Source organism: Paraburkholderia sp. J76 (assembly GCF_905220295.1).
In the GTDB taxonomy this organism is placed as follows: Bacteria; Pseudomonadota; Gammaproteobacteria; order Burkholderiales; family Burkholderiaceae; genus Paraburkholderia.
The window spans coordinates 314468-329844 of sequence record NZ_CAJMZJ010000001.1 but is presented as its reverse complement, the minus strand read 5'-3'; the positions used below and the strand labels follow the sequence as shown (position 1 = coordinate 329844).

Genomic DNA, 15377 nt, shown 5'->3' with positions numbered 1-15377 from the left:
CGTCCGGACTCCTCAGATATTCAGGTCGGCCGCGCCGGAATCGAAATGCGGCGCCCAGAACGCCACCGATTCGGCAATCTGTTCGACCACTTGCCGGTCCGTCGGCTCGCGCTCCTTGAACGACAGTTCGAGGCAAATCTCGTTGTCGCGGCCGCCGCCCGCGTGCAGCGCCTCGATCAGCGGCGCGGGCTGAATGCGCCCGCGCGCGTTGAATTCGGCGGTGAAGGGGCGATGACCGCCCTTGTCCATCAGCGACTGCTTGATGTGTATGATCGGCGACACGCGCGGCACGGCGCGCGCCCATGCATAGGGATCGAAGTCGTCGGGATTGACGCTGGTCACGTCGCCGTGGTCGATATCGGCCATCATCCACATGGGAATCGCCATGTTCGCGGCGCTCAGCTTGTCCTGCAGCGCCACGCACGCGTCAATGGTTTCGCCGAACTCGCGGCCAATCGACATCGGTTCCCAGAACACGTATTTGAGCCCCGCCGCCTTCGCATGCTCGGCAACTTCCGACCAGCAATCGATCGCAGTCCGAATCAGTTCATCGCGACGCGCCGGGTCGTCGAAGTCCTTGTAGGTGAAGATGGCGAACTGCGTACCGATGGCGTGGCCGCCAAGATCGGCGGTAATGTCCGCGAAGGTCTTGAACCAGTCGACGTAATAGCGGCGCACATCGGCATCCGGGTGGCCGAAGTGGTTCAGCCGTCCGTAAGGCCCGGTCATGCCCGACGTGATACGCACGCCGGTTCGCGTCATGGCCGCGCGCATCTCGCGCGTGAGCCTGCGCGTGGTCGCCGCCGGCCACGATGGATTGATGAACTCGTGCGTCAACTGCACGTCGCGGATTTTCATGTCGTGCGCAATGGCGTCGATGAGATCCGCCGGCTCGGCAAAGCGGTTCACCAGCGGATTCGTGTTGAGTGCAAGCGTGAATGCCATGTCTGTCTCGTGTCGTATCGGTTGCGGCGCGCCTTGCTGCGCTACGCGTCGTTCACGCGGATTTCCTGACGAGCCCGTCGAGCCACGCTTCGAACGCGGCCTTTTGCGCGGCGCTCATGTGCAAGCCGTGCTTGGTACGCCGCGTGAGCATGTCTTCGGCCGATTCGGCCCATTCGTTCGCCATCAAATAGCGCGCCTCCGCCTCGTAGAAGTTCGGCCCGAACTGCTGGCCAAGCCCCGCGAGCGAGGTCGCGCCGTCTATCACCTGAGCCGTCAGCGTGCCGTGGGTCTGCGTGTAATAGCGCAACAGATTGCGCGGCAGCCATTCGTACTGCTTTTGCAGATGCGCCATGAAACGCGGCACGTCCGCGCCTTCGATGTCGCCGCCCGGCAGCGGCGCAGTCGCGGTCCAGTTCGCGCCCATCTTCGGAAACGTCGGTTGCAACCGTTGCAGCGCGTGCTCCGCGAGTTTGCGAAAGGTCGTGATCTTGCCGCCGAATACATTCAGTAGCGGCGCGCCGCCGCTCTCGTCGAGATCGAACACGTAGTCGCGCGTGACCGCCGACGGGTTGCCCTTGCCGTCGTCGTACAGCGGGCGCACGCCCGAAAACGTCTCCACGATGTCCTGCTTGCGCAGCGGATGCTTGAAATAGCGGTTCACCGCGGAAAGCAGATAGTCGATCTCGTCGTTCGTGATCGCCACCGTTTCCGGCGCGCCGTCCCACGGAACGTCGGTCGTGCCGATGAGCGCCTTGTCGCCCTCGTATGCGTTGATGAAAATCACGCGCTTGTCGTGGTTCTGAACGAGGTACGAATGCGGACCTTCCCAGAACTTCGGCGTGACCAGGTGGCTGCCCTTGACGAGCCGCACCTTGCGCGTCGATTGCGCGCCCGCGCGCCCGATCACCTCCGACACCCACGGCCCGGCCGCGTTGACGAGCGCCCGCGCGTTCACCACGCGCGTCGCGCCGTTGCGCGCGTCGCGCAGTTCGACGCGCCATGCGCCGCCTTCGCGCCGCGCCGAAACGCACGCGGTGCGCGTGAGCACTTCGGCGCCGCGGCGCGCGGCGTCCACGGCATTGAGCACCACGAGGCGCGCGTCGTCGACCCAGCAGTCGGAATACTCGAAGCCTTTGCGGTACTCGTCCTTGATCGGCGCGCCTTCGGGGTTGCGCCACAGGTCGAGCGAACGCGTGCCCGGCAGTTTCTTGCGGCCGCCGAGATGGTCGTACAGAAAGAGGCCCGTGCGCACGAGCCACGCGGGACGATCGCCGGGACTATGCGGCAGCACGAAGCGCAGCGGCCAGATGATGTGCGGCGCTGCATTGAGCAGCACTTCGCGCTCGATCAGCGCCTCGCGCACGAGCCGGAATTCGTAGTACTCCAGATAACGCAACCCGCCATGCACCAGCTTGCCGGAGCGCGACGACGTGCCCTGCGCGAGATCGTCCTTCTCGCACAGCACCACCGCGAGCCCGCGGCCCGCCGCATCGCGCGCGATGCCCGCGCCGTTGATGCCGCCGCCCACGACACACAGGTCCACCATGTCCTTCTCGCTCATTTCAGCGTTCCCTGTTCGACGTTAGTTGAGGCTCGCGGAAAGCGTGTCGGGCCGATGCCGCGATTTCAGCAATCGGGCCGTTTCGGCCCACGTCGGCACCAGCGCCTCGCGCGCCTTGCGGTACGCGGGAAAAAGTTGCGCGTACAACTGTGTCAGTTCCGGATCGGGCGATTCCGGTTGTCCCAGCAGCGGCGTCACCCATTCGGCGATGCACGCGTTCATGTCCGGATACACGCCCAGTGCGACCGCGGCCATCATGGCCGCGCCGGCCGCGCCCGCTTCCTCGCGCGTGGAGATGCGCGTCGGCGCGCCGACCACGGCGCCGAGCACGCCGCGCAATGCGCGCGAACGCGTTGCGCCGCCGGTCAGGCGCAGTTCGTCCGGCATCGGAATGCCCATCGACGTATAGCAGTCGCGCGCCGCCATGCCGAGCCCTTCGACCACGGCGCGAAAGAGGTCGGGATATCGGCTTTCGCTCGTCAATCCGATGAAGTCGGCGCGCGCGTTGGGCTCGACGAACGGCCCGCGCTCGCCCGCGTCCGAGATGTACGGGTGATACAGCAGCGAGCCCGGCCGCCCCATTAGCAGCCATCCGTCGATGCACTGAATGCGGTCGCTGTGCGACAGGCGCGTGCCGAACTGCGTGAGCAGATCGCACGCGAGATTGAGCACCCAGTCCACGTTCAGCGTCGCCGCCATGTTCGACTGCACCTGCGCCGACATGCCCGGCAGCGGCAACGCGATGACGTAGCCCGTGCCTTCCGCGTTCAGATGCACGTGTTCGTTGCGCAGGGCCCGCATGTGCATGCCCGTCGAGCCGACGATCGAGCAACTCGCGCCCGCCGCGCCTTCGGTGTGAATGCCCGCGCCCAGCGCCGTCAGCACGATATCGACGAAACCCAGACACACGGGCGTGCCGGCGAGCAGCCCCGTCGCCGCCGCCGCTTGGGCAGTGAGCGGATGCGTGACCTCGGTCCCGTCGACGATATCGGGCAACAGACGCCGCCACCCGCTCAGGCCGAGCGCCTCGATGACGGCGTCGTCGTAGCGGCGCGTGCGGAAATTGCCGTACGTGAAGCTCGCCTCCGATGGGTCCGTCGCCCGCACGCCGGTCAGGTTGAGATATAGCCAGTCCTTGCAATGCAGCGCGACTTCGCTGCGCTCCAGTACCTCTGGCATCGTCGCGGCCATGTGGGCGATCTGCGCGCTCTGGTTGCATGCGGCGAGGCCAGTGCCCGTTGCCTCGAAGCGCGCGCGGCTCGCGGGCCTTTCCTGGAGTGTGCGCACGGTGTTCGCGGCGCGCGCGTCGAGCCACAGCCACGCATCGCTCGCGGGTTGGTTGCCCGCGCCCACGAGCCACGTGCCGTCGCCCTGGCCGGTGACCGCCAGTGCGCACGTGCGTTGCGCCAGGCCCTCGACCTTCGCGCCCAGGTCGCGCAAAGTCTGCGCGCAATCCGCCCAGGTCCGGTCGAGCGACTGGGTCGCCGCGCCGTCCGCGCTCGTTGCGTAGCGGTTCGGCAGCGACGCCACAGCAATTTGTTGTCCTGACAAATCGAAAGCCACGGCCTTGATGACCGAGGTGCCTGCATCGATGCCGATCAGGAGATCTTGTGCCGCGTTGCCCGTCACGATGCCTCCGTCTCCACGGCGTCCTGCTTCAGCGCCAGCGCCGTGACCTCGTCGGTGATCAAGCCGCTGAGAAGGCCGCTGTTGAGCACGGCGCGGATGGCCGCGATCTTCGACGTGCCGCCGGCGATGGCGACGATGCGGCGGCTCGTCAAATCGGCCAGCGCGGGCGCCACCGTGCGCGCCGCCAGCGAGGTCTCGACGGACTCGCCCGCATCGCTGAAAAAATGCCCCAGCAGTTCGCCCTTGCCGCCCTTGCCGCGCACTTCCTCGATTTCGGCGGGCTCGATCATCTGCGACGCGACGAGCTGCGCATCCTCATCCACGGAGCCGATACCGACGACCATCAAATCGGCATGCGCCGCGAGATCGAACACTTCGCGCACGCCGCGCTGCGAGAGCAGCACTTCACGATCCTCGGCGGTATTGGCGAAAAACGGCAGCGGCAGCACGTACGAGACGGCGCCCGTTTGATCGGCCAGTTTGTGGATGACGTCATAGGGATTCGCGGTGTACTTGCGCGTCACGCCGCCGAGCAGCGAGACGAAGCGCACCGTGCCCGCATCCATGCGCGGAATGTTCGCGACCACGGCGGCGAGCGTGCGGCCGTGCCCGATGCCGATCACGCCGTCCTGCCGTACCGCGATCTCGCGTTGCAGGAAATAGGCCCCGGCCACGCCCAGCGCACGCAAGGGCAAATCGCCTTCGTGCAGATCCGGCACCACTTCGCAATAGCTCAGACCATAGCGCCGCGCCAGTTCGGCTTCGAGCACCACGCACTCGGCAACGTCGCCGTCGATCGTGAACTTGATCGCGCCGCTCTGATTGGCGCGCGTAATCAGCCGATGCGCCTTGACGCTGCTCACGCCGAGCCGGGACGCCACGTCGGCCTGCGTCTGCCCGGCCGCGTAGTGCAGCCACGCCGCGCGTATCGCAAGACTATCCTCGGCATCCCGCTTTCCGGCGATTTTCGTCATGTTGCCTCCTGGCGCACGTGAAAAAGTGATATTTTTTTCTCGTGCTGAAATTTTTTTCAATGATTCCAAGATAAGCATCCCCTTCGGCGATTACCATCCGCTGTAACCCTGGATACGCCTTGAACGGCCGACGGGTTCGAAGCGGTGTGTTGCAACGCACAAAACGATGTGGAGACACGAATGGAGCGATATCTGCTCGGCGTCGACAGCGGTTCGACCGCTACCAAGGCCGTGATCTTTGATGTATCCGGGCGCACCGTCGCCGTGGGAAGCCGGCGCGTGGAGCAGCGCCAGCCGCGCGCACGGCACGTGGAGCGAGACATGCAGCAGACGTGGGCCGCGGCCTGCGGGGCCATTCGCGATGCCTTGGGCGAGATTCCGGCGGACGCGATTGCGGCAGTCGGCGTAACCGGCCACGGCGACGGACTCTATCTCGTCGATCGCGCCGGCGCGCCGCTCGGCGCGGGCATTCTGTCGCTCGACAGCCGCGCCTTCGACGTGACCGAGCAGTGGCGTCAATCAGGCGTCCTTAAAAAGGCGCTGACGCTGACGGGACAACAGCCCTATCCGTATGCCGCCGTGAGCCTGCTCAAGTGGATTCAGCTCAACGAGCCGCAGCGCTACGCGAAGATCGGCCACGTGCTGTTCTGCAAGGACTGGCTGCGCCTGTGCCTGACCGGCGCGGCGGCCACCGATCCGACCGAAGCAAGCTCTTCCTTCACCGACGTCAACACGCAAACATACAGCGACGATGTCCTCGCGCTTTACGGCCTGGCGTCGATTGGCCACGCTTTACCTGAGATCGTCGCGTCGGCCGCGCCCGCTGGCCGCGTCACGGCGCAGGCCGCCGCGCAAACCGGCCTGAAAGAAGGCACACCCGTTGCCTGCGGCGTGCACGATGTGACGTCGAGCGCCCTGGGCATGGGCAATATCGAGCCGGGCGTTCTTTCGGTTACGGCGGGCACGTTCAGCATCAACGAAATTTTGTCCGATGGCCCGCAGCTCGATCCGCGCTGGTCATGCCGCAACGGAACGCGGGCCGGCCAGTGGATGAACATGTCCATTTCGCCCGCGTCGTCCAGCAATGTCGACTGGGCGTTGCGCGAACTCTTTCAGCACGAGGCGCAGGAAGCCGCGCGGCGCGGCTGTTCCCTGTTCGACCTGATCGGCGACGAAATCCAGGGCGCCTTCGCGGAGCCGAGTTCGGTGATGTTTCATCCGTTTCTGTTCGGCTCGCCGTTCGAGCAGCCCGCAAGCGCGTCGTTCTTCGGCATACGCTCGTGGCATCGCCGCGCGCATCTGGCGCGCGCCGTGATCGAGGGCATGGTGTTCAATCATCGTTGGCACATCGAAGCATTGACGAGCGCGTTTCCCGCGCGCCGCGCCGGGTTGACCGGCGGTGGATCGTCGAGCCCCTTGCTCGCGCAGCTATTCGCCGATGTGCTTGGCGTCGAAATCGATATTCCCGAGAGTCAGGAAGCCAGCGCGCTTGGCGCGGCGCTATGCGCCGGCGTCAGCGTGGGCATTTTTGCTTCGCTCTCCGATGCATGCGCGCGGGCGTGCCGGGTGGCGCGCACCTACGCTCCCGATACTCAGCGGCATGCCCGACTCGACGAGGCGTATGCGCTCTGGTCGCGGCTCGCCGCAGCCATGACGCCGTTGTGGCCCGCGCTCGATCATGCGGCCATCGCGAACTGAATCCGGAGAATAACCATGACGCAACGAAACCGCGAATTCTTTCTCGACCGGCTGAAGCAACAACCCAAAGTCAGCGTGTTGATTATCGGCGGCGGCATCAACGGCGCGGGCCTCTTTCGCGATCTCTCGCTGCAAGGCGTGGACTGCCTGCTGATCGACAAGGCGGATTTCGCTTCCGGCGCGAGCAGCGCGCCGTCGCGTCTTATTCACGGCGGCGTGAAGTACCTCGAAACGGGCGAGTTTCGCCTCGTGGCCGAATCCACGCTGGAGCGCAACCTGTTGCTGAAAAACGCGCCGCATTACGTGCTGCCGCTCGAAACCGTTTTACCGGTTCATTCATACTTCGGAGGAACGATCGCGTCCGCGCGCCGCTTCTTCGGCATGAAGGCAAAGCTGACCGACCGGGGCGCGCTCATTTCGAAGATCGGCCTCGCGATGTATGACTTTCTCGGCCGCCACGACCGCACGATGCCGCGGCATCGCTTCGCGCTCAGAAAGCAGTCGCTGCGGAGCCTGCCGCTGCTCGATCCCTCGATCAAGGCGACGGCCACGTATTATGACGCGCGCGTGACGCAGGCCGAACGGCTGAACTTCGAACTCGTCGCCGATGGGCTCGCCGCTTGCGAGCAGGCTGCCGCGGCCAATTACGTGAGCGTCGAACGCGCGGAGAACGGCGTTGTATGGCTGCGCGATCTCGTGACGCAGGAACGCATGGCTGTCGCGCCCAGCATCGTCGTCAATGCGGGCGGCGCGTGGATCGACCGCGTCAACGGTGCGCTAGGAATCGAGCGGAAGTATATCGGTGCGGCGAAGGGGTCGCATTTGATCGTCGATCATCCCGAACTCCATGCGCAACTGCGCGGCCGCATGGTGTACTACGGCTCGAAGGACGGTCGCATCTCGCTCATCTATCCGTTCATGGACAAGCTGCTGATCGGCTCCACGGATATCCGCATCGACGACCCGGACGGCGTGCGCTGCGAAGACGACGAAGTCGCCTACATGCTCGGCGTTTTGCGCGAAGTCTTTCCGCGCGTCGATCTCAAGGAGTCCGATATTACTTTCCGGTACAGCGGCGTGCGGCCTCTACCCTGGTCCGACGCGGCGAATCCTGGCGACGTGAGTCGCGATCATGTCATGCACGTCGATCGACTGCCGGGTACGCAGATTCCCGTTTTGTCGCTGGTAGGCGGAAAATGGACGACCTTTCGCGGCTTCGCGGAATCCGTCGCCGACGATACGCTCAGACGCCTCGGACGCACGCGCAAAATCAGCACGCGGCACGAGCCGATTGGCGGCGGCCGCGACTATCCGCACGATAGCGGGAAAAGGACAGCGTGGATCGGCGAAATCGCCCAGCGCAACGATATTCCGGCCGCGCGGGCCGAGGCGCTTTTCGCGCGCTATGGCACGGCGGCGGCCGCGGTTGCCGCATTCTGCGCGCAGGCGCAGGACGCATGCGCAGACCGTTCGCTTACGAGCGAGCCGGGATACACGGCGCGCGAGATTCAATACCTGTGTGAGCACGACATGGTGACGCATCTCGCCGACCTGCTTTTCCGCCGCACGACCATTGCGATTTCAGGGCGTTTGACGAACGCTTCGTTGCTGGAGACTTCCGCCATTGCCGCGCAGGCGCTGGGATGGGATGCCGCTCGCACGCTTCGGGAAATCGAGGCGACGCGCGAGACTGCGCGCGAGCGCCACGGTATTGTGCTTTGCGGCGCGGGGTCATTGCCTGGCGCATCGGGCCAGTTCAGTGCGCCCGTCGTGCGCTAGTGCGGCGGCAACTCGTTATTCGGCGGTTGAAGGCGCGCCCGCTGCCCCATGTAGATGGTAGGACCGTAGTAGGTCATATGAGAGTGCGTCTGTATCTCGGGGTGTTGCGCCAGTAGTTCCCCTAAGCTCTTTTCGGTGCCGGCTGGCGCCGTAGTTACGGGCGAACGATGCAGAGCGAAAGGCGGCGGCCCGATTTGCAGTGGGCGCCTGTTCGGTCTTTCCTGTTGGGGCATCCTGAAACCGAACGTATTGCGCGGCGGATTCTGCGCGAATACCGCATGGGCGAAGAATCCCGCCGCTACCAATGACAGCGCCCTGAGTACGGGCCGTGTTCCTGTTTTCATATCTCTTACGAATCTGCATGGGCTATCAACCGCCAAGACGGTGCCTGATCCGTGGCTGCGCACAAATCGGATAATCATTAATTTGTGTAAATGGCGCGGCCGACCACCGTCCCGATCAAGTTGTTATCCGCAAGCCGCCCCTCAGCCCGCTTACGCGCCCTCTAGCCACCGCCGCGCCTCGGCCTTCATGTTCCTTTCGATTTCGCTTCCGCGAGTTGCGAAAACACGGCCAACCGGAAAGCCGCTCTTTTCGAGCAGATAGGCAAGCGCCGCATATTCCCGAGGATATTTCCCGACCACCGCCTGCTCGATCTCGACGATACCGCCCGGAAAAGTAAACGAACCCATGTCGTAAATGCTTTGACGCTTGACCAGTTTCCAGACGCCGTCGCGCCGCTCCACCTTGTCGAAGAACCGGTTGTGGGCCGCGCAGCCCAGATTCAGCGCGGCATTATCGGCAACGATAACGGCATTCGTTTCGACCAGCGCGCGATCGCCGTTGAACGTCACGACCGGCGAGCCGATAAGGTGTTTCGTTTTCAGCGCCGATGCGCCCATGCGCATGGAAGCGTCCACGAAATCCGAAGCCTTGCCTTCAAACCATGTCACCTCTATCTCTCCGTCCGGATGAAACAAATTGCGCAATTGGTCCCATTCGCTCAGATCGCGATGAATCCATCCCGTCATGAGGTCGTTGATCTGCCAGCGATCGTCAGCGTTCATCGTCATGTTCGTACTCCTTTGATTAGGGGCAGCACTGCGATGCCCCCGTGAATTTGAGTTATGCAGCCGAGTCTCGACCCGACAGCGTCTTACCGCCGAGAAATCGGCGCAGCACCGCATTAAACGGCTCGCCGGTCCGCTGCGGAGTGTGACCGCCTCCCTCGATCACGATGCGCTCCCCGCCAAGCTGCGAAGCGAGCGCATCGGTAATACCCTCGTAGGCCGCGCTATGGCCGCCGGAAACGTGAAGCTTCGGGAACCGGGCCGCCGCCAGTTCGCGCACAGGCACGATCGCTTCCGATGGCGAACGGAAATGTCGCAAGTGGCCGGCAAACGCGCGCAGCGGCGGCGGCAACGGGTCGGGCAGCGCCCTGGAGGGCTCCAGAATCCTGAAGAGCGTGCGCAGATACGCTTCGTCGTCCGCGGGTGGGTGCGCGGCCAGCCCGAGCGTTGCGTAGTGGAAGGCTGTAACGCGGGGATCTTCCTTTGCGATGTCGCTCGTGCCCGACTCGATCAGCGTCAGGGACGCCACGCGACTCGCATCCTTCGCTACCGCCAGCATCGCAACGGCGGCGCCATACGAATGCGCGACCACGTGATCGCCCGGTTCGATTAGATCTGCTACGTAACCGGCGTCGCGCTCGAAATCCTCGTTGCCGGGCCAAGGGCTCGCGCCATAGCCGGGGCGTGCCGGCATGACAAGACGCCAGGCGTCGCCAAGCGGCCATTGTTCCTGCCACGCCATCGCGCCGCCAGCGCCACCGCCATGAATGAACACGACGCGCGGCCCACGACCGCGTTCGTCAACTATCATCTGTCCCGGACCGCTGTATTGTTTCTCGTCCATTTTCGTCACTCTGCTGTTGCAAGTTTTCGCTATCGACTGGATCGCATCGGCGATGCACTCCGCCCCTCAGAACCGCGTGGCGAGACCGACGCGCAACGCCGTCTGCCGGTTCGAACCGGAAGGCGAGAGGCCGTTGATCCATGCGTTTGCCTGTCCGTCTCCCCCCGCCTGCTGGAATACGCCCTCCAGGTACACTGTCGTCCGCTTCGAGAGCAGATACTGCACCGCAGCGGTCACCTGGCTGGCCTTGTTGTGCGATACCTTTGCGTTCCCCTTCATGTACTGGTAATTGGTTCCGATGAGCCACGCGTCGTTAAGCCAACGCATGATGCCTGCCTGGACGACCCACACTTCGCCACCCGTCAGCGTATTTTTTGTATCGGTGAAAAGCACGTTGTACCGATTGCCGAGCGCGTCGTACCGCGCCCCGAAGCCGTAGTTGCGAATGCCTTCCTGGCCGTTGGCGAGTTCGGGATAGTGAGCGTCGACATACGCGCCGCCCAGGGAAATCGCCCCCGCCGTGTAGTTCGCCGAAAAGCCTACCGTGCGGTCGGCCTGGAATGAGCCCGCCACGCCGCCGAAGCCATACATGGCGCCCGCCGAAAATCCGGCGAGATTGGGCGTTACGTACTTGACCGAGTTCTGTACGCGGTGCGCGCCGCCCACGTTGTCGAATTCGAACGCGCCCGTTGGATTCTCGGGAATGCCAAGTTTCGCAAACGGTCCTTGCCGCAGGTTATAGAGGCCGCCGTAAGCATAACTCGCATCGTAGCCGCCGTAGAAAAGCGTGTCGGTCATGAAGTCGTACTGGTTGCCAAACGTGACGGTACCGTATCGATCGTCGGTCAGACCGAGGTACGCGTTACGTCCAAAGATCGAACCGGCCGGCATCGATGCACCCGTACCGAGATTGAACTGCGAAACCAGGTTGAAAATCGCCTTCGTGCCGCCGCCCAGGTCTTCCGATCCCTTGATTCCGAAGAGACTGGGGTACAGGATCGAATTGTCGAGCTTGTAATTGTGGCTGCCCAGTTCGTTGGTCACGAACGTAAAGCCTTCGTCGAGCAAGCCGTAAATGGTCGCGCTGCCTTGTGCGTGTGCGCCGAGCGTCACGCACGCGAGAGATACCGCCGTTGCCAGTTTCTTCATTGACGTCTCCAGGTTATTTTTTATCGTTTCGCCGGACGCGGAACGAACCACATCCGCTCCGGCTTCAGTTCACCGCCTTGCCGCGATACAGGCGCCCCGTTACCGACATCGCTACGGCGGCGACCAGCGCGGGCAGCGCGAATACGGGAAACGCAACGCGGGGCGACTGCAGCAGCGCGAGCAGCACGCCGCCCGTCATCGAGCCGATGATCGATCCCACCCGCCCGACGCCTAGCGCCCAGCTCACGCCGGTCGCGCGGGCGCGCGTTTCGTAGAAGCCCGCCACGAGGACGTTCGCGCCGGTCTGCGCGCCCGAGAGCCCGAGGCCCGAAAACCACACGGCAAGCGCGAGCATCGTCGGGTTGCCCATTGCCGGGCCGATGCAGGCAATCGCAGCGGCGGCCATCACGTATGAAGCGCTTAGCACGACGAACGGATTGATCCGCCGCATCAGCGCTGCATTGATCAACGCGCCGACCGTGCCGCTCACCGGCAGCAGCGAGCTAACCTGCGCGGCGCGCGCGGCATTCATGCCCGAATCGGCGAGTACCGAAGGCAGCCAGCTACTGATCTGGTAGTACACCCACAACGTGCAGAAGAACGCGACCCACAGCAGCAGCGTGCCCATCCGGTAGTGCGCATTGAAGAGCGTCGCCGCGGGCCGCTTCGAACCTTCCTGCATGGACTGGGCCGCCGCCGAACGATCGAGCTTGCCGGGCTCGATTGCGGCATCGCCACTCAGGCGGCCAAGGAGACGCTGCGCCTCGCCTGCGTACCTGGGCTTTCCCAGCATGAAACGCAGCGATTCCGGCAACAGCAACCAGAGCACCGGCGCAAACACGAGCGGCGCGACGCCGCCCGCCACGAACACGCCACGCCAGCCATAAGCGGGCATGATCAGCGCGGCAAGCTGACCGCCGAACGCAAGGCCAATAGTGAAACCGCAGAACATCAGCGTGACGAGCATCGGGCGGTGACGCTCCGGGCTGTACTCCGAACTTAGCGTGATCGCAGTCGGCATCCCGCCGCCAAGTCCCACGCCCGTGAGAAACCGCAGCGCGATGAAGCAGCCGGCCGTCGGCGCCGCCGAAGTAAGCAGGCTGCCAATGCCAAAGAGAATCACGGAAACGACAATGGTCCGCTTGCGCCCGATGCGATCCGCCAGCGGACCGAACACGAAGCTGCCCACCGTCAGGCCGAGAAGTCCGGCGCCAAAAATGGCGCCGAGTTGCTGCGGCTCCAGAAGCCACTCGCGCTTGAGCAGCGGCGCGACGTAGCCGGCTGACGCAACGTCGAATCCGTCCATCCCGACGACCATGAAGCAGAGAATCAGGACGATAATTTGCAATCCTGATGTTTTTCTTCCGTTGATCAGTTCTTCCACTGTGGTGGCGCTGCCCGACATGGGTTGTCTCCTGATGTTTTGCCGCGTTTCGTTCGCGGTCGATTGCCCGGCTGCAAAGTTATACGCACTGGCGTCATAAATCTATACAATGAATTTCATATAGAAAATGAATTGGGTGCATAGATGAGTCAGCCGGATTTGAACAGCCTGTATGTCATCGAAGCACTCGCCGAGGAGCGCAGCGTTTCCCGCGCCGCGGATCGCCTCGGGCTCACGCAGCCTGCCGTCAGCCACGCGCTTGCCCGTCAACGCAGCTTCTTTCAGGACGACCTGTTCGTGCGAGCGGGCGCCGTCATGGCGCCTACGCCCGTTGGAGAAAAAGTCATCGAAGGCGTGCAACGCGCGCTGGCCGTCATCCGGCAGGACATCTGGCAGGCGAAGTCTTTCGACGCCGCGAGCACGACCCGCACGTTTTCGGTGTGCCTGAGCGACATGGGCGTCATCGTCCTGTTGCCAAAACTGCTCGCCGCGCTCCATGCGAAGGCTCCGGGCGCCACGCTGCGCCCGATCCAGATGCCGCCCGTCGAACTGGCGTCCGCGTTGCAGGACGGCGCGGTGGATCTCGCGGTCGGCTATCTCGGGCGGCTTGGCGAAAATCTGCATCAACAGGCGCTATTCACCCGGCCGCTCGTTGGCATCATTCGCGGAAGCGGCAAGCGCAAGACGGTGAACATGTCGCTCGACCAGTTCATCGCGAGCCGGCATGTCGTGTCGGCAACGCTTGCCCTCACCAACCAGTTGCTAGAAAAGGAGTTGCGCCGCCACGGCGTGAAACTCAAGGTCGGCGTCGACGTTCCTTATCTGCTGGCCGTGCCCAGTCTCGTAGCCAATTCCGACTACATCGCCGTCGTGCCCGAAGAACTGGCCGATCTGTTTTCGCGGCTTGCCGCCGTCGATGTCTTTGCGCCGCCCATTGCACTGGACGATTTGACGGTGCAACAGTTCTGGCATGCGCGATACCACAACGACGCGGGCCACCGCTGGTTCCGCGCGCTCGTGGCAAGCACGTTGGGACAGTGAAGGGCGAATGCCCGGCGTTCATAGCGCGTCGCCGGTTGCCGCCGCATTCGCCGCCCCTCGCCTCGCCACGCGCGCGGGCGCGGTCTCTTTCAGGTTGAGCACGACCACCAGGCCCACGGCGAGCGCGACGAAACCGAGCGTCATGATGTACTGAATGCCGAAGTGTTTGGCGACGTAACCCGCAATCGCAGGCGCAACGCCGCCGCCAAACACTTCGCCTACGCCCACAACGAGCCCCGATGCCGTCGACATCAATTTCGCCGGCACCGATTCGGCGCTCAACGGCCCCACAGTGAGCGTAATCATGCTGAAGACGAATAGCAGCGTCAGCATCAGATAGACAAACAGTGCGGTAGCGTTCGCCCCTGTGCGCGTGAGCAGCGTGAGAAAGAGGGCCGCGCCCATTACCGAGAAAATCATTACAGGCTTGCGCCCGAGACGGTCCGATAGCGCAGGCATCGTCACCGTGCCCAGCATGCCGCCGAATCCAATGGCCGAAAGCACATAGCCCATCTGCTGCATTTCCAGATGCAGATAGTCCACGAGGTAGCTCGGCAGCAACGCCGTCAGCACGACAAGACACGTCAGCCAGCAGAACATGCCGACGATATTCAGCGGGATGTTGCGGTAGCGGAACACGTCGCTCCATCGGTGGCCGCTCACGTCGTGCGTGACGGTGTGGACCGCTGCGCCCGACGCCTTCCTGTTGCGCAGAATCTTCCAGAGCAGCAGCGCGACGACAAGACCCGGAATGGACACGATGGCGAAGATCGAATGCCAGGGCATGACCTTCAGCAACTGGGTCACGATGATCGGCGCGAGTCCGAGCCCGAAGAGCGGCAACGCCATCTGCTGGATGCCCACGTTGCGTCCGTGCCGGCTCGGCCGCGACGCATCGATGGTCGCGACGATGCTGGCGGGTGTGAACGCGCCCTCGGCGAGCCCCATCACCGCGCGAATGAGGATCAGCGTGCCGAGCCCTGTGGCGAGCCCGCTGAGCCCCGCGAGCAGCGAGAACATGACGATAGCGGGAATGATCACCTTGCGATGCCCGATGCGGTCGGACAGGTTCCCCATGAACACGGCGGAAAAGCCCCATGCAACCGAGAGCGCCCCCGTGATATAGCCAAGATCCTGGTAGTCGAGATGCAGGTCCTTCATCATGACGGGAAAGAGCGGCATGATCATGAACCGGTCGATGCCCACCAGCCCGAACCCGAGCGAAAGAAGGAGTACGGCTTTCCATTCATACGCGGTGTCCCACCGCGCGTTGCTTGTGCTATCCATGTCCACGTCTCCGGTT

The 15377-nt window shown here is 63.9% G+C and carries 12 protein-coding genes; 3 read left to right on the top strand and 9 right to left on the bottom strand.

What is annotated here, in order from left to right:
- Positions 1-12: 12 nt before the first annotated feature.
- Genes U5768_RS01520 through U5768_RS01505 form a run of 4 tightly spaced genes read right to left on the bottom strand, consistent with a single transcriptional unit; the run spans position 13 to position 5109 of the window.
- Entirely contained in the window at positions 13-945 is a 933-nt protein-coding gene (locus tag U5768_RS01520) for a sugar phosphate isomerase/epimerase family protein (protein ID WP_322028612.1), read from the bottom strand.
- 52 nt (positions 946-997) lie between these two features.
- A complete protein-coding gene (locus U5768_RS01515; protein ID WP_322028611.1) occupies positions 998-2506 on the bottom strand; it encodes a glycerol-3-phosphate dehydrogenase in 1509 nt (502 codons plus the stop codon).
- A gap of 21 nt (positions 2507-2527) precedes the next feature.
- Positions 2528-4135, bottom strand: a complete 1608-nt coding sequence (locus U5768_RS01510) for an FGGY-family carbohydrate kinase (protein ID WP_322028610.1) — start codon at positions 4133-4135, stop codon at positions 2528-2530.
- Entirely contained in the window at positions 4132-5109 is a 978-nt protein-coding gene (locus tag U5768_RS01505) for a sugar-binding transcriptional regulator (protein ID WP_322028609.1), read from the bottom strand. The genes U5768_RS01510 and U5768_RS01505 overlap by 4 nt, the downstream gene beginning before the upstream one ends.
- Before the next feature lie 180 nt (positions 5110-5289).
- On the opposite strand from U5768_RS01505, the gene U5768_RS01500 reads away from it, so the two are divergent.
- Together U5768_RS01500 and U5768_RS01495 are read left to right on the top strand one after the other, a co-directional pair.
- Positions 5290-6807: an FGGY-family carbohydrate kinase gene (locus U5768_RS01500; protein WP_322028608.1), complete on the top strand. Its 1518-nt coding sequence runs from the start codon at positions 5290-5292 to the stop codon at positions 6805-6807.
- 15 nt (positions 6808-6822) lie between these two features.
- A complete protein-coding gene (locus tag U5768_RS01495; RefSeq protein ID WP_322028607.1) occupies positions 6823-8586 on the top strand; it encodes a glycerol-3-phosphate dehydrogenase/oxidase in 1764 nt (587 codons plus the stop codon).
- Positions 8587-9080: 494 nt separating this feature from the next.
- Here U5768_RS01495 and U5768_RS01490 read toward each other — a convergent pair whose 3' ends face one another.
- The 4 genes from U5768_RS01490 to U5768_RS01475 all read right to left on the bottom strand — a co-directional run bounded on the left by U5768_RS01490 (position 9081) and on the right by U5768_RS01475 (position 13054).
- Positions 9081-9653: a nuclear transport factor 2 family protein gene (locus tag U5768_RS01490; protein WP_322028988.1), complete on the bottom strand. Its 573-nt coding sequence runs from the start codon at positions 9651-9653 to the stop codon at positions 9081-9083.
- Between the two features lie 58 nt (positions 9654-9711).
- A complete protein-coding gene (locus tag U5768_RS01485; protein WP_322028606.1) occupies positions 9712-10500 on the bottom strand; it encodes an alpha/beta hydrolase in 789 nt (262 codons plus the stop codon).
- A 66-nt stretch (positions 10501-10566) separates the two neighbouring features.
- Positions 10567-11649, bottom strand: a complete 1083-nt coding sequence (locus tag U5768_RS01480) for a porin (protein ID WP_322028605.1) — start codon at positions 11647-11649, stop codon at positions 10567-10569.
- A gap of 64 nt (positions 11650-11713) precedes the next feature.
- Complete coding sequence (locus U5768_RS01475) at positions 11714-13054, bottom strand: MFS transporter (protein WP_322028604.1); 1341 nt, start codon at positions 13052-13054, stop codon at positions 11714-11716.
- Positions 13055-13177: 123 nt separating this feature from the next.
- Here U5768_RS01475 and U5768_RS01470 point away from each other — a divergent pair, with 123 nt between their 5' ends.
- Positions 13178-14074 (top strand): LysR family transcriptional regulator, encoded by an 897-nt coding sequence (locus tag U5768_RS01470; RefSeq protein ID WP_322028603.1) that lies wholly within the window; start codon positions 13178-13180, stop codon positions 14072-14074.
- 18 nt (positions 14075-14092) lie between these two features.
- Here the strand turns inward: U5768_RS01470 and U5768_RS01465 are convergent, their stop codons facing one another.
- On the bottom strand, positions 14093-15361 hold the full coding sequence (locus U5768_RS01465; protein WP_322028602.1) for an MFS transporter: 1269 nt from the start codon (positions 15359-15361) through the stop codon (positions 14093-14095).
- Positions 15362-15377: the final 16 nt, after the last annotated feature.